This is a genomic window from Rhodanobacter sp. KK11 (genome assembly GCF_033345435.1).
Taxonomy (GTDB): Bacteria; Pseudomonadota; Gammaproteobacteria; order Xanthomonadales; family Rhodanobacteraceae; genus Rhodanobacter.
The window spans coordinates 481,904-503,101 of the sequence record NZ_JAWPMI010000005.1 but is presented as its reverse complement, the minus strand read 5'-3'; the positions used below and the strand labels follow the sequence as shown (position 1 = coordinate 503,101).

At 68.2% G+C, this 21,198-nt stretch carries 26 protein-coding genes; 14 read left to right on the top strand and 12 right to left on the bottom strand.

All coding sequences use genetic code 11. The features are described from left to right. The first annotated feature begins 70 nt into the window (after positions 1 to 70). Positions 71 to 385 carry a hypothetical protein gene (locus R5H19_RS15810; protein ID WP_318159998.1) on the top strand — a complete coding sequence of 105 codons (315 nt, stop codon included), beginning with the start codon at positions 71 to 73 and terminating at the stop codon, positions 383 to 385. Here the strand turns inward: R5H19_RS15810 and R5H19_RS15805 are convergent. Next, entirely contained in the window at positions 363 to 809 is a 447-nt protein-coding gene (locus R5H19_RS15805; protein WP_318159997.1) for a GatB/YqeY domain-containing protein, read from the bottom strand. The two genes, R5H19_RS15810 and R5H19_RS15805, sit on opposite strands and share 23 nt — an antisense overlap. A gap of 191 nt (positions 810 to 1,000) precedes the next feature. After that, positions 1,001 to 1,216, bottom strand: a complete 216-nt coding sequence (gene rpsU, locus R5H19_RS15800; RefSeq protein WP_007081639.1) for a 30S ribosomal protein S21 — start codon at positions 1,214 to 1,216, stop codon at positions 1,001 to 1,003. Between the two features lie 68 nt (positions 1,217 to 1,284). Between rpsU and tsaD the strand changes: the two genes are divergently transcribed. After that, positions 1,285 to 2,334, top strand: a complete 1,050-nt coding sequence (gene tsaD / locus R5H19_RS15795) for a tRNA (adenosine(37)-N6)-threonylcarbamoyltransferase complex transferase subunit TsaD (RefSeq protein ID WP_318159996.1) — start codon at positions 1,285 to 1,287, stop codon at positions 2,332 to 2,334. A 148-nt stretch (positions 2,335 to 2,482) separates the two neighbouring features. On the opposite strand, the gene R5H19_RS15790 is transcribed toward tsaD, so the two are convergent. The 3 genes from R5H19_RS15790 to R5H19_RS15780 all read right to left on the bottom strand — a co-directional run bounded on the left by R5H19_RS15790 (position 2,483) and on the right by R5H19_RS15780 (position 5,021). Then, entirely contained in the window at positions 2,483 to 3,202 is a 720-nt protein-coding gene (locus R5H19_RS15790; protein WP_318159995.1) for a pseudouridine synthase, read from the bottom strand. A gap of 86 nt (positions 3,203 to 3,288) precedes the next feature. Continuing rightward, on the bottom strand, positions 3,289 to 4,068 hold the full coding sequence (locus tag R5H19_RS15785) for an ABC transporter permease (RefSeq protein ID WP_318159994.1): 780 nt from the start codon (positions 4,066 to 4,068) through the stop codon (positions 3,289 to 3,291). After that, a complete protein-coding gene (locus R5H19_RS15780; RefSeq protein ID WP_318159993.1) occupies positions 4,065 to 5,021 on the bottom strand; it encodes an ABC transporter ATP-binding protein in 957 nt (318 codons plus the stop codon). The genes R5H19_RS15785 and R5H19_RS15780 overlap by 4 nt, the downstream gene beginning before the upstream one ends. A gap of 93 nt (positions 5,022 to 5,114) precedes the next feature. On the opposite strand from R5H19_RS15780, the gene R5H19_RS15775 reads away from it, so the two are divergent. Together R5H19_RS15775 and R5H19_RS15770 are read left to right on the top strand one after the other, a co-directional pair. Further along, positions 5,115 to 5,861: an FAD-binding oxidoreductase gene (locus tag R5H19_RS15775; protein ID WP_318159992.1), complete on the top strand. Its 747-nt coding sequence runs from the start codon at positions 5,115 to 5,117 to the stop codon at positions 5,859 to 5,861. Between the two features lie 336 nt (positions 5,862 to 6,197). Further along, the gene (locus R5H19_RS15770; RefSeq protein WP_318159991.1) at positions 6,198 to 6,521 is read left to right on the top strand and encodes a hypothetical protein; all 324 of its coding nucleotides are present in this window, start codon (positions 6,198 to 6,200) and stop codon (positions 6,519 to 6,521) included. 2 nt (positions 6,522 to 6,523) lie between these two features. Here R5H19_RS15770 and R5H19_RS15765 read toward each other — a convergent pair whose 3' ends face one another. The 4 genes from R5H19_RS15765 to R5H19_RS15750 all read right to left on the bottom strand — a co-directional run bounded on the left by R5H19_RS15765 (position 6,524) and on the right by R5H19_RS15750 (position 11,600). Continuing rightward, positions 6,524 to 7,450, bottom strand: coding sequence for a fimbrial protein (locus R5H19_RS15765; protein WP_318159990.1), 927 nt, complete (start codon positions 7,448 to 7,450; stop codon positions 6,524 to 6,526). Between the two features lie 20 nt (positions 7,451 to 7,470). Further along, positions 7,471 to 10,254, bottom strand: coding sequence for a fimbria/pilus outer membrane usher protein (locus tag R5H19_RS15760; RefSeq protein ID WP_318159989.1), 2,784 nt, complete (start codon positions 10,252 to 10,254; stop codon positions 7,471 to 7,473). Next, the gene (locus R5H19_RS15755; protein WP_318159988.1) at positions 10,251 to 10,994 is read right to left on the bottom strand and encodes a fimbria/pilus periplasmic chaperone; all 744 of its coding nucleotides are present in this window, start codon (positions 10,992 to 10,994) and stop codon (positions 10,251 to 10,253) included. The genes R5H19_RS15760 and R5H19_RS15755 overlap by 4 nt, the downstream gene beginning before the upstream one ends. 72 nt (positions 10,995 to 11,066) lie before the next feature. Next, entirely contained in the window at positions 11,067 to 11,600 is a 534-nt protein-coding gene (locus tag R5H19_RS15750) for a fimbrial protein (RefSeq protein WP_318159987.1), read from the bottom strand. A 469-nt stretch (positions 11,601 to 12,069) separates the two neighbouring features. On the opposite strand from R5H19_RS15750, the gene R5H19_RS15745 reads away from it, so the two are divergent. From R5H19_RS15745 to R5H19_RS15710, 8 genes are read left to right on the top strand one after another with little or no spacing between them, the layout of a single operon-like run. Beyond that, positions 12,070 to 12,486, top strand: a complete 417-nt coding sequence (locus tag R5H19_RS15745; RefSeq protein ID WP_318159986.1) for a hypothetical protein — start codon at positions 12,070 to 12,072, stop codon at positions 12,484 to 12,486. A gap of 10 nt (positions 12,487 to 12,496) precedes the next feature. Continuing rightward, positions 12,497 to 13,114, top strand: a complete 618-nt coding sequence (locus R5H19_RS15740; protein ID WP_318159985.1) for a hypothetical protein — start codon at positions 12,497 to 12,499, stop codon at positions 13,112 to 13,114. Positions 13,115 to 13,156: 42 nt separating this feature from the next. Next, positions 13,157 to 13,561, top strand: coding sequence for a hypothetical protein (locus R5H19_RS15735; RefSeq protein ID WP_318159983.1), 405 nt, complete (start codon positions 13,157 to 13,159; stop codon positions 13,559 to 13,561). After that, a complete protein-coding gene (locus R5H19_RS15730) occupies positions 13,554 to 13,754 on the top strand; it encodes a helix-turn-helix transcriptional regulator (RefSeq protein WP_318159982.1) in 201 nt (66 codons plus the stop codon). Before R5H19_RS15735 ends, R5H19_RS15730 begins: the two co-directional genes overlap by 8 nt. Positions 13,755 to 13,756: 2 nt before the next feature. Then, the gene (locus R5H19_RS15725; protein WP_318160208.1) at positions 13,757 to 15,337 is read left to right on the top strand and encodes an alpha/beta hydrolase; all 1,581 of its coding nucleotides are present in this window, start codon (positions 13,757 to 13,759) and stop codon (positions 15,335 to 15,337) included. After that, positions 15,334 to 15,507 (top strand): hypothetical protein, encoded by a 174-nt coding sequence (locus R5H19_RS15720; RefSeq protein ID WP_318159980.1) that lies wholly within the window; start codon positions 15,334 to 15,336, stop codon positions 15,505 to 15,507. Before R5H19_RS15725 ends, R5H19_RS15720 begins: the two co-directional genes overlap by 4 nt. Then, positions 15,504 to 16,238, top strand: a complete 735-nt coding sequence (locus tag R5H19_RS15715; RefSeq protein WP_318159979.1) for an ATP-binding cassette domain-containing protein — start codon at positions 15,504 to 15,506, stop codon at positions 16,236 to 16,238. The genes R5H19_RS15720 and R5H19_RS15715 overlap by 4 nt, the downstream gene beginning before the upstream one ends. Beyond that, entirely contained in the window at positions 16,235 to 17,440 is a 1,206-nt protein-coding gene (locus R5H19_RS15710; RefSeq protein ID WP_318159978.1) for an ABC transporter permease, read from the top strand. The genes R5H19_RS15715 and R5H19_RS15710 overlap by 4 nt, the downstream gene beginning before the upstream one ends. A 157-nt stretch (positions 17,441 to 17,597) precedes the next feature. On the opposite strand, the gene R5H19_RS15705 is transcribed toward R5H19_RS15710, so the two are convergent. Together R5H19_RS15705 and folE are read right to left on the bottom strand one after the other, a co-directional pair. Further along, positions 17,598 to 17,858 (bottom strand): EF-hand domain-containing protein, encoded by a 261-nt coding sequence (locus tag R5H19_RS15705; RefSeq protein WP_318159977.1) that lies wholly within the window; start codon positions 17,856 to 17,858, stop codon positions 17,598 to 17,600. Positions 17,859 to 17,929: 71 nt separating this feature from the next. Next, positions 17,930 to 18,532: a GTP cyclohydrolase I FolE gene (folE, locus tag R5H19_RS15700; protein WP_318159976.1), complete on the bottom strand. Its 603-nt coding sequence runs from the start codon at positions 18,530 to 18,532 to the stop codon at positions 17,930 to 17,932. A gap of 168 nt (positions 18,533 to 18,700) precedes the next feature. Here folE and R5H19_RS15695 point away from each other — a divergent pair, with 168 nt between their 5' ends. Beyond that, entirely contained in the window at positions 18,701 to 19,345 is a 645-nt protein-coding gene (locus R5H19_RS15695; protein ID WP_318159975.1) for a hypothetical protein, read from the top strand. Next, positions 19,342 to 19,554, top strand: a complete 213-nt coding sequence (locus tag R5H19_RS15690) for a helix-turn-helix transcriptional regulator (RefSeq protein ID WP_318159973.1) — start codon at positions 19,342 to 19,344, stop codon at positions 19,552 to 19,554. Before R5H19_RS15695 ends, R5H19_RS15690 begins: the two co-directional genes overlap by 4 nt. A 78-nt stretch (positions 19,555 to 19,632) precedes the next feature. Here R5H19_RS15690 and rmuC read toward each other — a convergent pair whose 3' ends face one another. Then, positions 19,633 to 21,078: a DNA recombination protein RmuC gene (gene rmuC, locus R5H19_RS15685; RefSeq protein ID WP_318159972.1), complete on the bottom strand. Its 1,446-nt coding sequence runs from the start codon at positions 21,076 to 21,078 to the stop codon at positions 19,633 to 19,635. Positions 21,079 to 21,198 lie beyond the last annotated feature (120 nt).

Sequence of the window (21,198 nt, the reverse complement as noted above, 5' to 3'; positions counted from 1 at the left end):
ATGGCATGGCGCCTTGCCAGTGCGGGTGCGGCGCGGCAAGCTGGCTAGCCGCCCTCCGGAGTGACCAGTCATGGTGATCAGCACGGTGATGATGCTCAGGCAGCGCGCGATCGTGCGCGTGTTCGAGCGGTCTGCCGCCACCACGGCGGCAACCGCTTGCACGGTGGAGCAGCTGGGCCTGAAACCGGGCATGGCCTGGTACGGGCTGGTGAGCCACGCGGTGCTGCGCTGCCCGGGCGAGGGCCGCTGGTTCCTCGACGTGGCGAACTGGCAGCGGCTGCGCCGGCGCCGCCATCGCATCGCGCTGGCGGTGGTCGCTGGCGTGCTGGTGCTGCTGGGCTTGCTGATCGTGGCCGGGACGCTCAGCCGGCCAGGCGCGCCTTGATCCGCCCCGAGACCACGCCCATGTCGGCGCGGCCGGCGGCCTTTTCCTTCACCGCGGCCACCACCTTGCCCATGTCGCGCGGCGAGCTGGCGCCGGTGGCGGCGATCGCGGCGGTGATCAGCGCGTCGATCTCCTCGTCGCCGAGCTTGGCCGGCAGGTAACCCTCGATCACCGTCATCTCGGCGCGCTCCACGTCGGCCAGGTCCTCGCGGCCGGCGGCAGCGTACTGGCTGACCGAGTCCTTGCGCTGCTTCAGCATCTTCTCCAGCACCGTCAGCACCTGCGCGTCGTCCAGCTCGATGCGCTCGTCCACCTCGCGCTGCTTGATCGCCGCCAGCATCAGCCGGATCACGCCGAGGCGGTGCTTGTCGCCGCCGCGCATGGCGGTCTTCATGTCTTCGGTGATCTGCTGCTTGAGCGTCATGGGCGAAAGCCTCGGAAGATGGGTGGATGATTCTACGGAAACGACAAGGCCGGCGTTGTCCCGAGGACAACACCGGCCGAGGTCGAATCCGGAGTGCTTGCGGCGGCTGCGAGATCCCGCGCCGACCGTGTTTCCTGCATGCGCCGCGTGAAGACGCGGGCGGCCCGCCGACGGATGGCGAGCGGGGAAACTCAGTACAGACGGACCTTGCGCGAGACGTCGCGCGACAGGCGGCGCAGATGGCGCTTCACCGCGGCGGCACGCTTGCGCTTGCGCTCCTGGGTCGGCTTTTCGTAGAACTCGCGCTTGCGCGTTTCGGCCAGCACGCCGGCCTTTTCGCAGGTGCGCTTGAAACGACGCAGTGCGATCTCGAACGGCTCGTTCTCGCGAACTTTTACGTTGGGCATGGAAACTCCGAGTGGTAATCTGCCCCGTCGACGGGACTGTTTGGGTAGAGCGAGCCGCGAAGTATACCGTGGAAACCAGTGAATTTTCAAAGCCCGTGCTGGGCATCGAGAGCTCCTGCGACGAGACCGGCGTGGCCGTGCTGCGCTGGGAACCGGGCGCGCCGGGCCGCGGCCTGCTGGCCCACACCCTGTACAGCCAGATCAAGCTGCACGCCGACTACGGCGGGGTGGTGCCGGAACTGGCCAGCCGCGACCACGTGCGCAAGCTGCTGCCGCTGATCCGTGAGGCGCTGGCCCAGGCGGGCTTGAGCGTGCGCGACCTGGGCGGGGTGGCCTATACCGCCGGCCCCGGCCTGGTCGGCGCGCTGCTGGTGGGTGCTTCCGCCGGGCGCGCGCTGGCCTGGGCGCTGGGCGTACCGGCGATCGGGGTGCACCACATGGAGGGCCACCTGCTGGCGCCGCTGCTGGAGGACGACCCGCCCGAGCCGCCGTTCGTGGCGCTGCTGGTCTCCGGCGGGCACTCGATGCTGGTCGAGGTGCAGGCGATCGGCGAGTACCGCATCCTGGGCGACACCCTGGACGACGCTGCCGGCGAGGCCTTCGACAAGACCGCCAAGCTGATGGGCCTGCCGTACCCCGGCGGACCCGCGCTGGCGAAGCTCGCCGAGCAGGGTCGGCCCGGCGCGTTCCGCTTCTCCCGTCCGATGACCGACCGGCCGGGACTGGATTTCAGCTTTTCCGGCCTGAAGACCCAGGTGTTGCTGGCCTGGCAGCAGTCCGACCAGTCGGAACAGACCCGCGCCGACGTCGCCCGCGCCTTCGAGGAAGCGATCGTCGACACCCTGCTGATCAAGTGCCGCCGTGCCCTGGAAGCCACCGCCACCCACCGGCTGGTGATCGCCGGCGGCGTGGGCGCCAACCGTCGCCTGCGCGCGGAACTGGCCGCGGCGGGCGAGAGGGATGGCTTCCGCACCTACTTCCCGCGGCTGGCGTTCTGCACCGACAACGGCGCGATGATCGCGCTGGCCGGCGCGATCCGCCTGGCCGCCGGCCAGCAGCAGGACGAAACGGTACAGGTGCGTCCGCGCTGGGATCTGCAGAGCCTGCCCGCGGCCTGATGCTTGTCGGTCCCTACTCCCTCCCCTGCTTGCAGGGGAGGGCTGGGGTGGGGTCGCTCTTGATCATCAAGCAAGAGCTTTACCCCCTCACCTGAAGGACTTCCCTTCGGTCGCCAACCTCCCCCTGCGCGCAGGGGGAGGAGAAAAATCACCACTGCGTGCGGCCGGGCAGCAGGCCCTTCAGTTCCGCGTCGGTGAGGTTGCGCCACTGGCCGGGCTTGAGATGCCCCAGCTTTACGTTGTCGATGCGCACGCGCCGCAGCTGGGTCACGCGGTAGCCGAACGCGGCGGCCATCAGGCGGATCTGCCGGTTCAAACCCTGGGTCAGCACGATGGCGAAGCCGAACTTGGCGATGCGGCGGGTACGGCAGGGTTTCGTCATCTGCCCGTGGATGCGCACGCCCTTGGCCATGCCGGCCAGGAACTCGTCGGTCACCGCCTTGTTCACGCCGACCAGGTATTCCTTCTCGTGGTGGTTCTCCGCGCGCAGGATCTCGTTGACGATGTCGCCGTTGCTGGTCAGCAGGATCAGTCCTTCCGAATCCTTGTCCAGCCGGCCGATCGGGAAGATCCGCTGCGGGTGGTCGACGAAGTCCACGATGTTGCCTGACACGCTCTGGTCGGTGGTGCAGGTGATGCCGACCGGCTTGTTCAGCGCGATGTAGATGGCCTTCTTCGCCGCCGGCGTGGCGGCCAGCATGCGAGCCTTGACGATCTCGCCGTCCACGCGCACCTCGTCGCCCTCCAGTGCCTTGGCCCCGGTGCCGACCACCTCGCCGTTGATGCTGACGCGGCCGGCGGCCAGCCATTCGTCCGCCTCGCGGCGCGAGCACAGGCCGGCTTCGCTGATGTATTTGTTTACTCGCATGGGTCAGGGCCGGGATTGGGCATTCGGGATTCGGCAAGGCACAGGCTCGCGGGCTCGCGGCTTTTGCGAATCCCGAATCCCGGCATTCAGGAGCGCAGCCCGACGCCGCGCTTGAGCAACTGCAGCGCCACGATCGACAGCGCCGCCACGAAGCCGAGCATCACCACGAAGGCCCAGCCCACGTGCACGTCGCTGATGCCGAGCACGCCGTAGCGGAACGCGTTGACCATGTACAGGATCGGGTTGGCGCGCGAGATCGCCTGCCACGGCTCGCCCAGCATCGTGATGGAATAGAACACGCCGCCGAGGTAGGTCAGCGGGGTGAGGATGAAGGTGGGCACCAACGCGATGTCGTCGAACTTCTTCGCGTACACCGCGTTGATGAAGCCGGCCAGCGAGAAGATGGTGGCGCCCAGCAGCACCGAGGCGAAGGTGACCAGCGGATGCATCACGTGCAGGTCGGTGAAGAACAACGCGATCAGCAGCACCAGCGCGCCGACCACCAGGCCGCGCACCACCGCGCCGGCCACGTAGCCGGTGAGGATTACCCAGTTCGGCATCGGCGATACCAGCATCTCTTCCACCGCGCGGCTGAACTTGGCGCCGAAGAACGAGCTGGAGATGTTGCCGTAGCTGTTGGTGATGATGCTCATCATCACCAGGCCGGGCACGATGTACTGCATGTAGGTGAAGCCGCCCTGCACGGTACCGATGCGGCTGCCGATCAGCTTGCCGAAGATCACGAAGTACAGCGTCATGGTGATCGCCGGCGGGATCAGCGTCTGCGTCCAGATGCGCACGATGCGCACGATCTCGCGGCGCACGATGGTGTTCAGCGCGACCAGGTTGGCGGAGGCGTTGCTCATGCGGCCTTCTCCTCGCCGCGACCGTTCTCCACCAGGCGCACGAACAGCTCCTCCAGCCGGTTGGTCTTGTTGCGCATCGAGGTCACCATGACGCCGTGCGTGCTGAGCGCCGCGAACAGCGTGTTGAGATCGTGCGAGCGGGCCATCTCGGCCTCCAGCGTGCGCTCGTCCACGCGGCGCAGCGTCACGCCGGGCAGCGTGGGCAGTGCGTCGGGCACGCGCGCGGCGTCGAGCACGAAGGTTTCCACGTCGAGCTTGGACAGCAACTGCCTCATCGAGGTGTTCTCCACGATGGTGCCGTGGTCGATGATCGCGATGTTGCGGCACAGCTGCTCGGCTTCCTCGAGGTAGTGGGTGGTGAGGATCACCGTGGTGCCGGCCGCGTTGATGCCGCTGATGAACTGCCACATCGAGCGGCGGATCTCGATGTCCACGCCCGCGGTGGGCTCGTCGAGGATCAGCAGCTTCGGCTCGTTCATCATCGCACGGGCGATCATCAGGCGCCGCTTCATGCCGCCGGAAAGCATGCGCGCCTGGTGCTGCGCCTTGTCCCACAGGCGCAGCTCCTTCAGGTATTTCTCAGCGCGCTCGGCGGCAATCCTGCGCGGGATGCCGTAGAAGCCCGCCTCGTTCACGCAGATGTCGAACGGCTTCTCGAACTGGTTGAAGTTGATCTCCTGCGGGACCAGGCCGATCAGCCGCATCGCCTCGCTGCGCTGGCGGTTCACCGACAGGCCGAACACCCGCGCGTCGCCGGAGGTGGAGTTCACCAGCGAGGACAGGATGCCGATCAGGGTGGACTTGCCGGCGCCGTTGGGGCCGAGCAGGGCGAAGAAGTCGCCGGGCTGCACGGTGAGGCTGACGCCCTTCAGCGCCTCGACGCCGTTGCCGTAGGTTTTGCGCAGGTCGTCGACGACGAGCGCCGGAGTCGTAACTGGGGACTGCGGGGACATGGGCTGCACCGGGAAGGTTAACCCTTATTATAGCGGGCTACGTCCCGTCGTCCGGCCATGCCGGACGACACACACCGTTCCCGGAAACCTTCCATGGCCGACCACTTCCAGCTCCGTCTCGTCGACAGCCGCATGCTTGCGCCCACCGTGCGCCACCTGGTGTTCGAGCGCGTCGACGGCCAGCCGCTGGCGTTCCAGCCCGGCCAGTTCCTGCAGGTGCATTTCCACTACGACGACGGCACCGCCACCAAGCGCAGCTACTCGGTGGCCACGGTGGGCGACGGCAGCTCGCCGGTGCAACGCATCGAGATCGCCGTGAGCTACGTCGAAGGCGGCGCCGCCACCAGGCTGCTCGGCGAGCTGCCGGTCGGCGGGGTGGTCGATGCCAGCGGCCCGTACGGCCGCTTCTGCCTGCAGGAAGCCGACCGCCATCCGCGCTACCTGCTGCTGGCCACCGGCACCGGCGTCACCCCCTACCGCGCGATGCTGCCGCAGATCGAGAAGCTGCTGGCGCAGGGCGGCCGCGAAGTGGTGCTGCTTTACGGTGCGCGCAACGAGGCCGAACTGCTCTATGGCGGGGAGTTCGAGGCGTTCGCCCAGGCCCACCCCGGCTTCACCTTCCACGCCTGCCTCAGCCGCGAGGCCCGCGCCGTGCCGCGCCCCGGCGACCGCCACGGCCACGTGCAGCACGTGCTGGCCGAACTCGGCCCGCATGCCGACCGCGACATCGCCTACCTGTGCGGCAACCCCAACATGGTCGACGCCGCCTTCACCGCACTGAAGGAGTACGGCCTGCCGGTGCCGCAGATCCGCCGCGAGAAATACATCTCCTCGCGCTGACAAGCGCACCGCTTTCACGCCGATATCGCGCCCGGCCCGGCGCCTCTCCACCAGGGCGAGCCAGGGGCGGCCCTGTTCTTTGCGCGTGCCATCTCACGCGCGGCTCACGTGGCGGGGAGTAAATCGGCGGGCTCGACAGGTGGCTGCGGCGATATCCGGCTCCAACGTGCCATTTAATGTGATGTGCATCACGTTTTGCGGCATGGGTTGACCCAAACCGGTAAAGCCCGGGCGTAGCGCGCCGAAAGCCTCCTGAGGAACCCCGTAATGGCCGGGGTACCTGCAGAGGTGAATGGAATGGCAAGCCCGCTCGGTACCTGGTTGGCAGGTTGCGCAATGGTCGCGCTGGTCATGCTTGCCGGCATGTCGGCTGCAAGAGCCGCAACTGGCCGCATCGTGTTTTCCGGTGCGGTGGTCGAGCCGACCTGCTCCATGGCGGAGTTTGGAGCCGACATGCACGTTGCCAGCGGAGCGGCGGCGCAGCGTCTGGTGTGCGGCCGTACGGCCACCGATGCCGGCCGCACTTATACCCGCGAAGTGATCGATCTGGCCATGGCGAGTCGGAGCAACGACCGTTTGCTCGACTATTTCGCCAGTTACGCCCCGGTGGCGGCCGACGGCAGGGTCATGGCCAGGCTGGTCACCCGCACATACGACTGAAATTACGGGTAGGTCACCGTATAGGTGGCGGTGGCATTGACCAGGCCCGGGCTCAGTGTGCCGTTGGTGCGGTAGTAGCGTGCGGCGAATGGGATGGGGAAGGGGCCGCTGCTGGTATTCACGCGTATCGCCTTCTGCAGCTTCACAGGGGTGCCATCCTGGTCGGTGATCTGCACGGCCACGCCTTTCGCGGCAGAGGCACCGCCGGCGATGTTGCTCAGCACGCCGGTATTTTTGTTGACCGGGTTGTTGGCATCCAGGGTGATGTCCAGTGCGGTGGCCGAGGTACAACTGAGCTGGATGGCGAAGGGCGTATCGGCGGCCGTGGTGCCGTTGCCGCCCTGTAGCTCGCTGGAGGTAACGGCGCGCAGGGTGACCGTGGTGGGATCGATGGCGATGGTGCAGGCCGGTCGCGTGAAGACGGTGGCATTCGCGGTCTGGAATACCACGATCGAACTCAGATTGCCGAAGTCCCAGTGTGCGAGTTGGCCGGCACTGAGGGTGCTGCCGTTGGCGATGGGGCCGGTGGCGACCAGTTCCAGCGAGGTTGTCTTGGAGAACGTCGTAGTGCCGCTGTCGAGGTAGTCGGCGGGCGGCGCTACCAGGTATGCGCCGGCGTCGCCACGAGCCAGACGGATGGCCAGGCCGGGGATGTTGGTAGGAAAGGTGTTGCTGCCACCGGCCGGCTGCGTACCCAGAAAGTTGACGATGCCGCCGGTGGTTCGCTGGTCGCAGTTCACGTCGACATTGCTCTGTTGCGCGACCATGGGCGATGTCCACAACACCGTGCCGGGGGCGACGTTGTCGGGGATCGTGATCTGGCCGGGCGTGGTGAAGATCACCCGCGTCATGCCGGTGCGATTGGCAAAACTGCAGGTTGCCTGCGCCAGGCGCGGCAGCGGCGCCAGCGCCAGCAGCAGCGAGGCCATCAGCCAGTGCGTGGATCGCCTCATGGTGTACTCCCGGCAAGCGCAACCATGGCGCGGGGCGCGGCGCATGTCGCGTCGATCTGTTCGAGTTGACGCCCTGGGCCAGCGGGTTTGCCGCGGGCGGGCAGTTGGTAGGGCAGCGCGCACTGCTTGGCGTTGCCGTCGTCGTCCTGCCAGTGCACGCTGAGCGTGCCGGTGGCTTCGGACAGGCGCGCCATGATGCGACCGGCCTGGCCCACCATACCCACCGGCTGGCCTTGTGCATTGCTCACTTCGGCGCCGAACGGCAGCGGCAGGCCGTCGACAGTGTGCGCCTGGATCAGCACGAAGCGGCCGCTTTCGGTCTTGAACTTCACCAGTACCACCGCCCCGGCGCGCGGCGCCACCTGGGTGCTGGTGCTGTCCAGCTGCACGTCCAGCGGCAGGCCGGTGGGGTCGATGTCGATGGCGTTGAGCTGGTAGGGGGTGAGATAGGGCACCAGCGCGTAACCGGCGCGGTTCACGGTGACGCCGGCCGCGTTGGTGATGCGTGCCCCGGCGGCGCCCGGTACCTGCACGATGGCCACGGTATCGCCCAGCATCTGCCCGAAGCTGATGCCGCCGGGGTAGGCCACGATGCTGCCCACCACGCCCAGCGAAGCCTGCGAGTAGCCGCTGCCGGCACCGAAGCCGGCATTGATCGCGACATGGCTGTTGCGGTAGCCGGCATTGAGGCTGCCGGTGGTGCCGGCGGCGCCGTCGCCGTTGTCGCGGGCCAGCGTGGCGCCGTAGCTGAAGCGGTTGTCGACGCCGGCGGTGCCGCTCAGCGTGGCCTGCGCCTGGTTGTTGCCGCTGCTGTCGTGGCTGAAGCCGCCGCTAAGGCTGGGGCTGTGCTCGCCGGCGCCCAGCGGGATGTTGAGGCTGAGCATGAAGCGGTTGTCGCTGTGCCCGAACAGGTCGCGCTCGCGACTGGCCGACACGCTGTAGCTCGTGCGGCCCAGCGAGTTGTTGTAGCCGACCTGGTATTGCGTGTCGCGGCCCGGGCGGTTCCAGTAGTTGCGGGTCGAGCCGCTCACGTACAGCGAGCCGCCGTGTTCGCCCAGCCTCTGGCTCAGGGTGAGGCTGAAGTTGTTGCGCTGACGGTCCACACCGACCGGGGTGAGCAGTTTGCGCAGGTCGATGCCCGCCAGGGCCGCCTGCTGTTCGGGGCTGAGCAGGCCGGAGATCGGCACGCCGTTGATGGTCGGCGTCGGCGTCGGGCCGCTGGCGAACACCGGCAGGTTGCGCTTTGCGTAGTCACGCGCGCGCATCGCGTCGCCCAGCGAGAGGTAGCCGCTGGTGGAGTAGCGATAGGCGGCCACGGTGAGCGAGGTGCCGGTTTCCGCCAGGGTCTTGCTGTAGCTCAGCCGCACGCTCTGGCCGGACAGCGTGCCCAGGCCGGGGATGCGCGTGCGCGCGGTGGTCGCGTCCAGGGCGAGCGCGCCGTAGCGCGTGTTCAGCGCGCCGCCCAGCAGCAGCTCGCCGTAGCCGGTGGCGCCCGCGGCGCCGGCGTAGCCGGTCAGCAGGTTGGTGAAGCCGTGCTGCACGGTGGCCTGCACCACGCCGGGCTTGTGCATGATCGTGCTGTCGCGCAGCTGGCCCGCGGCCACGCTGAAACGCGTGGTGCCCGGGCGCAACAGCTGCGGCACCGAGGCGTACGGTACCGAGAAGGTGTGCACGCGGCCGCTGGCCTCGGTCACGCTGACCTCGAAGTCGCCGCCGTAGCCGGTGGCGTAGAGGTCGTCGATGGCGAACGGGCCGGGCGCCACCGTGGTCTGGTAGATCACCATGCCGTTCTGGCGCACGGTCACCTTGGCATTGCTGTCGGCGATGCCGCGCACGGTCGGGGCGTAGCCGCGTTGCGACTGCGGCAGCATGCGGTCGTCGGTGGCGATCTGCACGCCGCGCAGGCCGATGCTGTCGAAGATCTCGCCGCTGGTCCAGGAGTCGCCGACGGTCAGCTGCGCCCGCAGCGACGGCAGGTCGCGCTGCGCGTAGGTGGCGATGTTCTGCCAGTGGCGGCTGGCGCGCGTGACGCCGGCGGCCGACTGCCAGGTCAGCGAGGAATCGTGGCGCAGGTGCCAGCGGCCCAGGTTGAGGCCGGCATTCAGGCCGAGGTACGAGGAGGTCTGCGTCAGCCCCTGGCCGCTGGTGCGATAGCTGTTGAAGTTGTAGTTGAGCAGGCCGGCGGTGACGCCCGAATCCCAGTACTTCGGATCGACGTAACCGCGTGCCGCCAGCCCCAGATAGGCTTGCGGCACGCTGGTGTCCAGACGCAGGTCGGACATCTGGAAGCTCAGGCTGGCGCCGGGGATCACCGTCGCCATGTCGACGCAGGCGGTGCTGCTGGCCAGCGCGGCGGTGGTCGCGGGCGACAGCTCGGCCGGATGCAGACCCAGCTGGTCGAGCAGCGCCGGGGTGACGCAGGGCGTGGCGCTGGCGTCGCTCGACGGCGCGGCGAAGCGCACCTCGCTGCGACCGACCAGGCGGTTGTTGAGGTAGAGGTCCACGCTGTATGTGCCCGACGGCACGAAGTCGCCGCGCTCGAAGCGCGACAGGTCGGTGGTGTTCTGCCCGGCGCCGGGGAGCATGCTGCGGTCGAAGCTGGCGTCCATCGCACCGCCGGCGGCGGCTTCCGCACTCGCGCCAGTCGCCGCCGCGGCATGACCGCCCCAGCCGCACAGCGCCAGGCCGATCAGGGCTGACAGCAGCTGGCGACGGGCCAGCGGCCCGCGCGCAGTCGTCACGCTGACGCTGACGCTGGCGCTGGCGCGCAGGAAGCTCACGGCGTGACCGTGCCCTTGTAGGAGGTGCCGGCGCCGAAATCGTTGATGACGGTGTAGTCGACCGCGCTGCCTGCGCTTGGCGCGCGGTGCAGGTCCTTCACGGGCAGGTGCAGCGACGCCAGCGGCGCGACCATCCCGCTGTCGGTAATGTAGGCGGCACCATCCACGTGCAAGGTCAGCTTGCTGATGGTGATGTAGTAAGGCGTCGGATTGCGCACCACCAGCGCGTAGCCGGTGCCGTCGGCGGCCACGCTCCAGCCGAGCTGCTCGCCCGCGGTGAGCGGGTTGCCGGCCAGGCTGGCCGGGCGGAAGAACAGCTTCAGCCGCGAGCGCACGGCGAACTGCAGCGTGTTGCGCTCTTCGCCCGGCTTGGTCACGGGCTTGGGCGGGATCTCCAGCACGTTCAGCCAGAACAGCGACTCGCGGTCGGTCGGCAACGGCTGGCCGGTGTAGATGATGCGCAGGCTCTGGCCCCTGCCTGCGTCCATGCGCGTCAGCGGCGGCGTGATCAGGAATGGCACCTTGGCCGTGTCGGGAGTGGAGGCGGGGTTGCCGTCGTCGATCCAGGCCTCGACCAGGGCAGGCAGTTTGCCCTCGTTGGTCAGGTGCACCGTGGTCTCGCCGGTGGCGGCGGAAAACACCACGCGCGTGCCGGCGATCACTACGCTGGCGTGGCTCGGGCCGATGCCGGCGGCCAGCGCCAACAGGGCGGCGCCCAGGGTGCAGAGCAGGCTTTTCATCGGGAGATCCGTAGCGGCAAGGTGGGATCGAGCGGGCCTGCAGCCGGTGTCCCGGCTGCAGGTGGCGCGGGCTTACAGGTAGGTCAGGGTGAAGTTGACGCTGGTGTTCACCAGACCTGCGCCCACGGCTGCGCCATTGGCGTAGTACTGCGCAGTCAGCGTGGTGGTGCCGGTGCCGCTGGCGACCGCGATGGCCGGGGCGTTGGTTTGGCTCTTGGCGTTGATCACCGAGGCGCCGCTGAGCAGGCGCACCTGCAAGTTGGTGGCCTGGCCGGTGCCGGTGGTGTTGAGGTTGCCGTTGGGGTCGATGTTGCCGCCGGCGAAGGCCATCTGGGCGCTGGTGACATTGCTGTCGCAGCCGGTCAGCTTGATGTCGAAGTTGGTATCGCCCGCGGTGGCGCCGGCGGCGTTGAGGGCGCCCGTCGCCACGACGGGCAGGGTCACGGAACTGGTGGAGCTGCCGCCATTCACGCTGATGGTGCAGGTGTCGTTGATCACCTTGCCGCTGATGTTGATGGTGCCGGAGTTGGCCGCCTGGGCGGTCGGGGCGAAGGCAGCGGCAGTCAGGGCGGCGGCCAGGGCGGCGGGAAGCAGGATCTTGTTCATCGGATTTCCTTGTGGATGTTTTGCGGGTTGGTGGACTGGTTGGGCTGGCAAGGGCGCTCGGAGGCCGGTGACCAGCGGGATCGGGTTGTTGCCGGTCGGTCCTTGCACTGCATTCCCGGGCTCCTCGGGTGGAATGCATGCCGCGGATCCCCCGTGGCTGAGATGGCATAAGCAATGCCCATGCCAAGCTTCCGAGTAAACGGTTAACCGGTGTGTCAGGTTGGTCTGTAGAAGCGGCTGGATTTGAAGCAGGGCAACGTTTGCACGTGCTCTGCAAGCCATCCCTGACAAAATGCGACACCAAAAAATGCCAACTAAGTCACTTTTGAGTGACTCCGAATATTACAAATATTTCACATCTACCGCACATTTTTTGATGAGATGTCAAGTCAGCTTGACATTGGGCGATGGTCTTCCCTATCGTTCGCTTGTCAAGGTTGCTTGACATGAGCAAGTGCGGAGCATCGTCATGAACACCTGGTCCCGTCGAATCGTTGCCCCGCTGCCTGGCTTGGCCCCGACGCCGTCGGGCAGCCATGCCGTACTGGCCCGTGAAGCGGTTGCTGCCACGGTCGGCACGTTGAAAGTCCAGCGCCACGGCACTCATGGCCGCCCGGTAATCCTGATTCCAGGTCTGCAGGTGTGGCAGCGGGCCATCGAATGGCTGCAGCGGAATCGTGTGGCGCATGCGCTGACGCTGGCCGGTTTCGACCGGGTGCCGGTGCCCGCCGACGACGACCAGCCGTTCGATTGCGCCGATGCGTTGCTGTTGGCGAACGCACCGAAGGCGAAGGTCGCGTCGATCTCGCCGTCGCGGCACTTCGCGATGCTTGACCAGCCGGCGGAATTCGAGCAGCTGTTGGACGGTTTTCCGGAGACGTTGTGAGGACACCTTGATGCCACGCCTGACCGAAAAGCAGTACCGGCACCGCCTGACGCTCGCCATGACGATCTACGTCGGCGTGATGCTGCTGGTGTGGCCGCTGACCCGTACGGCGGACGGCCTGGCGCTGAAGATCGCGCTGGCGCTGACTCCGCTGCTGCCGATGCTGTACGTGGTGTGGCTGCTGGTCCGGCGCGTATGGCACGGCGACGAACTGGAACAGCGCACGCACCTGCTCGCGCTGGGTGCGTCCACGGTGGCGGTCGGCGTGCTCAGCCTGGTCGGTGGCTTCCTCGCCGCGGCGCGGGCGGTGGCGCTGGACGGCGCGGTGCTGATCTGGGTTTTCCCGGCGCTGCTGATCGGCTACGACGCCACGCGCTGGTGGGTGGCGCGCCGCTACGGCGCAGGCCCGTCCTGCGACGACGAAGGCGGCATGCCGATGTACCTGCGTTGCCTGCTGGGCGCGGCGCTGCTGGGACTGCTCGCGCTGCTGCAGCATCTTCGCCAGCATGACGCCGCCGCGGCCGGGCTGTCGTGGCTGGCCGCCGCTGCCGCGCTGGCCGCGGCGGTTCTGGCCGCGCTTCGCTGGCGGCGGCGCGCCCGGCAGGCGCGGTCCGGGGGTGGGACGTGACGGTGCGCGGAGTCGCCCGTAACGAACCGGAGGGGGTGTGCCATGCGTGCCGTCCATAAACGCTACCTGCGCGAGTTCATCCCGGCGATGCTGGCCTACGTGGTGCTGATCGTGCTGTTCGGCGCGCTGGTGCCAAGGACGGAAAGCACGGCGTGGCGCGTGCTGCTGGCATTGTTGCCGCTGCTGCCGATTGCACTGGTGATCCGCGCGATCGTGCGGGTGATCCGCGATCAGGACGAGCTGGAACGCCGGATCGACCTGGAGGCGATCGCTATCGCGGCGATGTCGACCGGGTTCGGCTACTTCAGTTTCGGCCTGCTGCTCAGTGCGGGCGTCGGCTGGGAGGTGGGTGCGGACGCGCTGGCGATCTGGGTGATGCCGTGCCTGTTCGCCAGCTTCGGCGTGGCCAAGCTGCTGGTCGCCAGGCGTTATCGTAACCATGCATAACCACGTGCGCGAGCTGCGCGGCGAGCAGAGCTGGTCGCAGGCGGATCTGGCCGAGCGGCTGGACGTATCGCGGCAGACCGTCAACGCGATCGAGACCGGGAAGTACGATCCCAGCCTGCCGCTGGCGTTCAAGATTGCGAAACTGTTTGGCCGTCCGATTGAATCGATTTTCGACCCAGGGAGCAGCACGTGAGCATGAAACCCAGAGCACGCATGGGTGCGGCGGTGGCCATCGCGGTGGCGATCTTCGCAGCCAGCCAGAGTGCCCATCGTCGCGGGCAGGAAAAGGACCCGCTGCCCGCGTCGACCGCGACAGCGGCTTCGCCGGCGGTTGCCGCGAAAGTGGCGCCGGCCAAGCCGGCGACATGGAAACTCGGCGCCATCACCCTGGCTGCCTGCGAGCTGGCGCAGCCGAACAGCGGGCTCAGCACCGCGGCGTGGTGCGCCGACTTTCCGGTGCCGGAGAACCGCGACGATCCACACAGCCGCACGATCAAGCTGAAGCTGGCGGTGCTGCGCTCGCGCGCGCAGGTGGCGAGCCCGGACATGCTGGCCTTCCTCGCCGGTGGCCCCGGCCAGGCCGCGACCGACTCGGCCGGCCTGGTCGCGTCGGTGCTGAAGCCGCTGCTGGCGCATCGCCACGTGCTGCTGCTGGACCAGCGCGGCACCGGCGGTTCGAATGCGCTCGACTGCAAGGAGTCCGCCGAAACGGTCACGCCGACGGACGACAGCACGTTCGACGCCGGCAAGCTGCGTGCCGCGGCGGCCGCCTGCCTGAAGCAACTGGCCGGCCGCGCCGATCCGCGCTACTACACCACCACCGTCGCGGCGCAGGACCTGGAGGACGTGCGCAAGGCGCTCGGCTCGCCGCAGTTCGACCTGGTCGGCGTGTCGTACGGCACGCGGATGGCGCAGCAGTATCTGATGCGCTTCCCGGATGCGGTGCGCAGCGTGGTGCTGGACAGCGCGGTGCCGAATGCGCTGGCGCTGGGCGAGGATTTCGCGCGCAACCTGGACGACGCGCTGAAGGCGCAGTTCGCCCGCTGCAGCGCCGAGCCGGCGTGCAAGGCGAAATTCGGCGACCCGGACCAGACCCTGTACCAGCTGCGCGACGCGCTTCGCGCGAACCCGCATGAAGTCAGTTTCCGCGACCCGCAGGACTACCGGACGGTGAAGCGGATGCTGGACGAGGACGCGCTGGCCAGCGTGGTGCGCTTGTTCGCCTATACGCCGGCCACCGCCGCATTGCTGCCGCTGTCGATCGACGCGGCCGCGCGTGGCGACGTCGGCCCGTTGCTGGGCCAGGCCAAGCTGCTGTCCGGCGAACTGTCCGAGCTGATGGGCAGCGGCATGCAGTATTCGGTGATCTGCAGCGAGGATGCCGACCTGCTCACCGCGCGCCCGCAGGACGCGCAGACCATTCTCGGCACGCGCCTGGTCGATGCGCTGAAGGCGGTCTGCTCGGTGTGGCCGAAAGGCGCACGCCCGGCCGATTTCCACCAGCCGTTGCGGACCGACAAACCGGTGCTGCTGCTGGCCGGCCAGTACGATCCGGTGACCCCGCCGCGCTACGCCGAGGAAGTGGCCAAGGGCCTGCCCAACGCGCGCGTGCTGGTGCTCAAGGGCCAGGCGCACAGCGTGATGGCGGCCGGCTGCACGCCACAGCTGGTCCAGCACTTCGTCGAGAAGCTCGACCCGAAAACGCTGGACGCGAGCTGCCTGGACCGCCTGCAGCCCACGCCGATCTTCATCGACTTCAACGGAGCCACGCCATGAAAAAACCGTACGTGACGGCCAACGCCGTGCTGTGGGCTGCGGCCGTCGTCGCCGCTGCCGTGCTTGATGCACCGCCTGTCATCGGCCAGATCCTGCTGCCGTGGCTGGCCGTGATTTCCATGTTGAGCACCGGGCCGGATGCCTGCTTCATGCGGGGTAATCGGTCGTGATTGAAGTCAGGGATCTGCACAAGGCATTCGGCGCGGTGAAGGCCGTCGACGGCGTCAGCTTCAGCGCCCGCGACGGCGAGATCACCGGCCTGCTCGGCCCCAACGGCGCCGGCAAGACCACCACGCTGCGCATGCTCTACACGCTGATGGCGCCGGACCGCGGCCAGGTGCTGGTGGACGGCATCGACGCGGCGGTCGACCCGCTCGGCGTACGCCGCCGGCTTGGCGTGCTGCCGGATGCACGCGGCCTGTACAAGCGGCTGACCGCGCGCGAGAACATCGACTACTTCGGACGCCTGCACGGCCTGCCGGAGGAGCTGCTGGCCAGTCGGCGCGAGGCGCTGGTCAAGGCGTTGGAGATGGAGGACATCGCGGACCGCCGCACCGAGGGCTTCTCGCAGGGCCAGCGGGTGAAGACCGCGATCGCCCGCGCGCTGGTGCACGACCCGCGCAACGTGATCCTCGACGAGCCGACCAACGGCCTCGACGTGATGGCCACGCGCGCATTGCGCCAGTTCATGACCAGGCTGAAGGCGGAGGGCCGCTGCGTACTGTTTTCCAGCCACATCATGCAGGAGGTCGCCGCGCTGTGCGACCGCATCGTGGTGATCGCGCACGGCCGCGTGGTGGCCGACGAGTCGCCCGACGCGCTCAGGGCACAGACCGGCGAATCCAACCTGGAGGACGCCTTCGTGAAGATCATCGGCACCGACGAGGGACTGGCGGCATGAGCACGACCCCATCGAAAACCCGGCGCAGCGGCGCCTTCTTCACCGTGTTCCTGAAGGAGGTGAAGGAGAACCTGCGCGACCGCCGCACCCTGATGAGCGCGTTTCTCACCGGCCCGCTGCTGGGGCCGCTGCTGTTCGTGATGCTGATCAACCTCACCCTGAACCGCGAACTGGACAAGGCCGAGAAGCCGCTGCCGGTGCCGGTGATCGGCGCCGAGTACGCGCCGAACCTGATCGAGGCCCTGAAGGCCGGCGGCGTGGTGCCGGCCACGGCGGTGGCCGATCCCGCCCAGGCGGTGCGCAAGCAGGACGCCGACGTGGTGCTGCGCATCGCCGCCAATTACGGCAAGGCCTGGCGCCACGGCGAGCCGGTGCAGGTGGAGCTGTTCTACGACTCCTCGCAGCGCGACGCGAGCGGCTCGGTGGAACGGGTCAGCCAGCTGGTGGAGGGCTACGCGCGCCAACAGGGCGCGATGCGGCTGGTCGCGCGCGGCCTGTCGCCGGGCACGGCGTGGCCGTTGCAGGTGGCCAGGCGCGACCAGGCCACGCCGCAGTCGCGCGCGGTGCTGATGTTCGCGATGCTGCCGTACTTCTTCGTGATCACCATCTTCATGGGTGGCATGTACCTGGCGATCGACCTCACTGCCGGCGAGCGCGAGCGGCAGTCGCTGGAGCCGCTGTTCGCCAACCCGGTGGCGCGCTGGAAAATCCTGTGCGGCAAGCTGGCGGCGATCTGCGCGTTCTCCGTCGCCAGCCTGCTGATCACCCTGCTGGCGTTTGCCGTGGTGGGGCAGTTCATTCCCGCCGGCAAGATCGGCATGGAGCTCGACCTTGGCCTGCACTTCGCCATCTACGTGCTGTTGCTGCTGCTGCCGCTGGTGCTGCTGCTGGCCGCGCTGCAGTCGATGGTGGCCGCGTTCGCCAAGAGCTACCGCGAGGCGCAGACCTACATCTCGCTGCTGATGCTGGTACCGCTGATCCCCAGCGCGGCGCTGTCGTTCATGCCGATCAAGGCGCAGGCATGGATGTACGCGGTGCCGCTGCTGGGCCAGAACCTCGGCATCATGCAGCTGCTGCGCGGCGACGGCGTCACCGGCGAGCAGCTCGGCTTGTGCCTGGTCGGCAGCCTGGCGGCGGCGCTGCTCGCGGTGCTGGCGACAGTGCAGCTGTATCGTTCCGAGAAGCTGGCGATTTCGGCCTAAGATAAAGCCCAATCCTGTGCTCCTGTTTGCTCCTCCCCCTGCTGGCAGGGGGAGGTCGGGAGGGAGTTGAGCTTTTGACTTTGCGGCACGAAGAGCAACTCCACCCCGACCCTCCCCTGCTTCGCAGGGGAGGGAGTATTGCCGGCAGGGGTGACGCTCAGCGCGGCGGCGCGGTCAGTTCCTGCGCGTCGAGGTAGCCGTCATGATTGCGGTCGAGCCGACGGAACTGGCGGCGCAGGTTGTCTTGATATTCCTTCAGCGTGATCGGCTCGCCGCGGCCGCCGGGCAGCTCGTCGGTGTCGATGACGCCGTCGCCGTTGCGGTCCATCGCCTGGAAGCCGCGGCCCATGTAGGCCAGGTACTCGGCCTCGCTGACCCGGCCGTCGCCGTCGCGGTCGAACATCTGCAGGTACTGCACGCGCGTTTCCTGTGCCAGCGCGACCGGCGTGGCCAGCAGCAGCGCCAGCGCGGCGGCATGCAGTCGGGTGTTCAGCGGCTGCCGCCGTGGATGCCGATGAACTGCAGAAACTCCGCGCGGGTGCGCGCGTCGTCGCGGAAGGTGCCGAGCATCTGGCTGGTCACCATCGACACGCCGCGCTTGTGCACGCCACGGGTGGTCATGCATTCGTGGCTGGCGTCGACCACCACCGCCACGCCGGCCGGCTGCAGGGTTTCCTGGATGCACTGGGCGATCTGCGCGGTGAGCTTCTCCTGCACCTGGAAGCGGCGCGCGAAGCCTTCCACCACGCGGGCCAGCTTGCTGATGCCGACCACCCGGTTGGTCGGCAGGTAGCCGACGTGGGCGCGGCCGATGATCGGCGCCATGTGGTGCTCGCAGTGGCTTTCGAACTCGATGTCGCGCAGCACCACCATCTCGTCGTAGCCGTTCACCTCCTTGAAGGTGCGGCGCAGGTAGTCGCCCGGATCGGATTCGTAGCCGGAGAACCAGTCGCGATACGCCTTCACCACCCGCTTGGGCGTATCCAGCAGACCCTCGCGCGACGGGTCCTCGCCGGCCCAGCGCAGCAGCGTGCGCACGGCTTCCTCGGCCTGTTCCTGGCTGACGTCGTTCGGATTGCGCTGGTCGCTCATGCGGGTGTCTTCCATAGGCGGGCACACCAGTTTAGCGACCGTGTCAAACCGCGTCTGCGCCAGCCGGATCACTGCTGGGCCGATGGGCAGGTCGGCGAGGGCAGCAGGTCATGTTGACGCGACTATTTGTAATATATAAATTACATTACGTCCTGTGGAGCAGACATCATGTCTCGACCCCTGCGCTACGCTGTGCTGATTCCGCTGTCGATCCTCGCGTTCTTCGTGCTGTTCGTGCTGCCCGACATCGACCTGGGCTGGCCAGGCGGACTGGCCATGCTCGCCGGGGCGTGGGTGGTCTGGTACCTGCTGTGGGCGACGCTGCAGGAGTCTGCCGCCGCGGCCAGCGCCGACGGGGCCGCCGCACCGGTCTCGCCGGGCGAGCAGCGCGCCTGGATCGGCCTGGTCTTCACCGCCGCGATCCTCGTCTACTACGCCCTGCGCGGTTCGCAGATGGTGGCCGCCGACGGTGGCATGGCGCCGGAAGCCTCCGCCATCGGCAAGCACATCGGCATGCTCGTCGCCGGCTGGCTGGTGGTGATGCGCGTATTGCGCAAGCGCTGGCGCGACACGGTGGAAGAGGACGAGCGCGACCGCGGCATCCAGGCGTGCGCCAGCAGTTGGGCGCGCGTCGGGCTGTCGGCATTCGTACTGTGCATCGCGGTGATGTTCGCGTTCTCGCCGCCGGACCGCCTGCAATGGGCCGTGCCGATGACGGTCTCCAACCTGATGATGACCGGCCTGATCGCCTCGAGCCTGCTCGAATACGCGGTGATCGGCGTGGCCTACTGGCGCGACCGGCGCAGCACATGACCGGCACGCCGATCGGCAATCTCATCCGCAAGCTGCGTTTCGAGCATGGCGAAATGACCCAGCAGGCGCTCGCCGACGCCTGCGGCATCACGCGGCAGACCGTGATCGCGCTGGAGGCGGGCAAGTACGCGCCCTCGCTGGAGCTGGCATTCCGCATCGCCCGCGCGTTCGGCGTGGGCGTGGAGGACGTGTTCCAGTGGAGGCGCTGAGCCGGATCGCCGTTTCGCCATCGCTTCAGCGCAGTCGGGGCGGGAACGGCACGCCCGCTCCGCGCCCTGATGCGCCGCCTACGGATCGCCGGCTTCGTCGTCGCCGTCGTCCGGCGCGGGCAGGTCGCCCAGTGCCTGCTGGGCGATTTCGCCGGGCGCGCTTTCCACGCTGCGCAGCTTGCGCTCGATCGCGCGGGTACGCACGCCGGTGGCGTCGATCTGGTTGCTGGCCTGGTCGAGGTTCTTCTTGACCTTGTCCAGCACCGCGCCGAACTTGCCGAACTCGGTCTTGACCGCGCCGAGCAGCTGCCACACTTCGCTGCTGCGCTTCTCGATCGCCAGCGTGCGGAAGCCGGCCTTGAGGCTGGTCAGGATCGCCGCCAGCGTGGTCGGGCCGGCGACGGTGATGTGGTGCTCGCGTTGCAGCGACTCGAACAGGCCCGGCCGCCGCAGCACTTCGGCGAACAGACCCTCGGTGGGCAGGAACAGGATGGCGAAATCCACCGTGTGCGGCGGGGCCACGTACTTGCTGCGGATGCGCTTGGCTTCCTCGCGCACGCGCCGCTCCAGCGCATTGGCGGCATCCGCGGCGGCCGCGGCGTTGGCGTTCTCCTGGGCCTCCTGCAGGCGCTGGTAGTCCTCCAGCGGAAACTTGGCGTCGATCGGCAGCCACAGCGCGGCGCCGTCGACGCCGTTGGGCATGTGGATGGCGTATTCCACCCGCGCGTCGGAATTGGGCACCACGGCCACGTTGACCGCGTACTGGTCGGGCGTCAGCAGCTGTTCGAGCAGCGCGCCGAGCTGGGTTTCGCCCAGCACGCCGCGGGTCTTCACGTTGCCCAGCACGCGTTTGAGATCGCCCACGCCGGTGGCCAGGCCCTGCATTTCGCCAAGGCCGCGCTGCACGGCCTCCAGCCGCTCGGAGACCAGCTTGAACGATTCGCCGAGGCGGTTTTCCAGTGTGGCGTGCAGTTTCTCGTCCACGGTGGCGCGCATCTGCTCCAGCTTGGCCGCGTTGTCCTGCTGGATCGCGCCAAGCTTGGCCTCCAGCGTGGCGCGCACCTCGCCCATGCGCTTCTCGTGTTCGGCGCTGAGCGCGGCGAGGCGCTGCTGCTGCTGTTCGCCGAACCGGTTGAGCGCCAGCGTGGTCTCCGCGCGGCTCTTGCGCGCGTCCTCGGCGAGTTGCTGCGCCAGCGTCTGCAGGCCCTGGCTGGTGCCGTCGGTGAGCGCGGCGAGGCGCTGGCCGAAGCCGTCGATGCGCTCGGCCTGCTGCTGCGACATGCTGCCGAGCTGTTCGCCCACGTGGCCACGGAAGCGGTCGAAGCCCTGCTGCAACTCCTCGCGACCGGCACGCTGCTCCTCGCGCAGGGTGCGCTCGACGCGGGCGCCGTCGTCTTTCAGCGCGTCCAGCTTCGCGCCCAGGCCGGGGTCGCTGCGCCCGCGCAGCAGTGTCGCGAGCTGCAGCAGCAGCACCAGCGCGGTGAGGATGACGAGCACGAGCAGCAGGGTTTCGTTGGGCGGCATGGAACGTTTTCCGAGGTCGATGCATCCAGTGTACGTCCAGCCGTCTCACCGGCTGCGCCCATTTCACGTTGCCGCTGCCCGAGCGGTGCATCATGGGCCGATCCGTCGGCCCGGGAGAGA

Excerpts from the sequence above, each read along its gene's own strand:
- R5H19_RS15755 (WP_318159988.1), bottom strand. The coding sequence starts at position 10,994 with ATGAAAAGCCTGCTCTGCACCCTGGGCGCCGCCCTGTTGGCGCTGGCC.
- rmuC (WP_318159972.1), bottom strand. The coding sequence starts at position 21,078 with ATGCCGCCCAACGAAACCCTGCTGCTCGTGCTCGTCATCCTCACCGCG.
- folE (WP_318159976.1), bottom strand. The coding sequence starts at position 18,532 with ATGAGCGACCAGCGCAATCCGAACGACGTCAGCCAGGAACAGGCCGAG.
- R5H19_RS15725 (WP_318160208.1), top strand. The coding sequence starts at position 13,757 with ATGAAACCCAGAGCACGCATGGGTGCGGCGGTGGCCATCGCGGTGGCG.
- R5H19_RS15775 (WP_318159992.1), top strand. The coding sequence starts at position 5,115 with ATGGCCGACCACTTCCAGCTCCGTCTCGTCGACAGCCGCATGCTTGCG.
- R5H19_RS15765 (WP_318159990.1), bottom strand. The coding sequence starts at position 7,450 with ATGGCCTCGCTGCTGCTGGCGCTGGCGCCGCTGCCGCGCCTGGCGCAG.
- R5H19_RS15785 (WP_318159994.1), bottom strand. The coding sequence starts at position 4,068 with ATGAGCAACGCCTCCGCCAACCTGGTCGCGCTGAACACCATCGTGCGC.
- R5H19_RS15805 (WP_318159997.1), bottom strand. The coding sequence starts at position 809 with ATGACGCTCAAGCAGCAGATCACCGAAGACATGAAGACCGCCATGCGC.
- R5H19_RS15745 (WP_318159986.1), top strand. The coding sequence starts at position 12,070 with ATGAACACCTGGTCCCGTCGAATCGTTGCCCCGCTGCCTGGCTTGGCC.
- R5H19_RS15780 (WP_318159993.1), bottom strand. The coding sequence starts at position 5,021 with ATGTCCCCGCAGTCCCCAGTTACGACTCCGGCGCTCGTCGTCGACGAC.
- R5H19_RS15695 (WP_318159975.1), top strand. The coding sequence starts at position 18,701 with ATGTCTCGACCCCTGCGCTACGCTGTGCTGATTCCGCTGTCGATCCTC.
- R5H19_RS15710 (WP_318159978.1), top strand. The coding sequence starts at position 16,235 with ATGAGCACGACCCCATCGAAAACCCGGCGCAGCGGCGCCTTCTTCACC.
- rpsU (WP_007081639.1), bottom strand. The coding sequence starts at position 1,216 with ATGCCCAACGTAAAAGTTCGCGAGAACGAGCCGTTCGAGATCGCACTG.
- R5H19_RS15750 (WP_318159987.1), bottom strand. The coding sequence starts at position 11,600 with ATGAACAAGATCCTGCTTCCCGCCGCCCTGGCCGCCGCCCTGACTGCC.
- R5H19_RS15730 (WP_318159982.1), top strand. The coding sequence starts at position 13,554 with ATGCATAACCACGTGCGCGAGCTGCGCGGCGAGCAGAGCTGGTCGCAG.
- R5H19_RS15720 (WP_318159980.1), top strand. The coding sequence starts at position 15,334 with ATGAAAAAACCGTACGTGACGGCCAACGCCGTGCTGTGGGCTGCGGCC.
- R5H19_RS15810 (WP_318159998.1), top strand. The coding sequence starts at position 71 with ATGGTGATCAGCACGGTGATGATGCTCAGGCAGCGCGCGATCGTGCGC.
- R5H19_RS15735 (WP_318159983.1), top strand. The coding sequence starts at position 13,157 with ATGCGTGCCGTCCATAAACGCTACCTGCGCGAGTTCATCCCGGCGATG.
- R5H19_RS15740 (WP_318159985.1), top strand. The coding sequence starts at position 12,497 with ATGCCACGCCTGACCGAAAAGCAGTACCGGCACCGCCTGACGCTCGCC.
- R5H19_RS15770 (WP_318159991.1), top strand. The coding sequence starts at position 6,198 with ATGGTCGCGCTGGTCATGCTTGCCGGCATGTCGGCTGCAAGAGCCGCA.
- R5H19_RS15690 (WP_318159973.1), top strand. The coding sequence starts at position 19,342 with ATGACCGGCACGCCGATCGGCAATCTCATCCGCAAGCTGCGTTTCGAG.
- R5H19_RS15790 (WP_318159995.1), bottom strand. The coding sequence starts at position 3,202 with ATGCGAGTAAACAAATACATCAGCGAAGCCGGCCTGTGCTCGCGCCGC.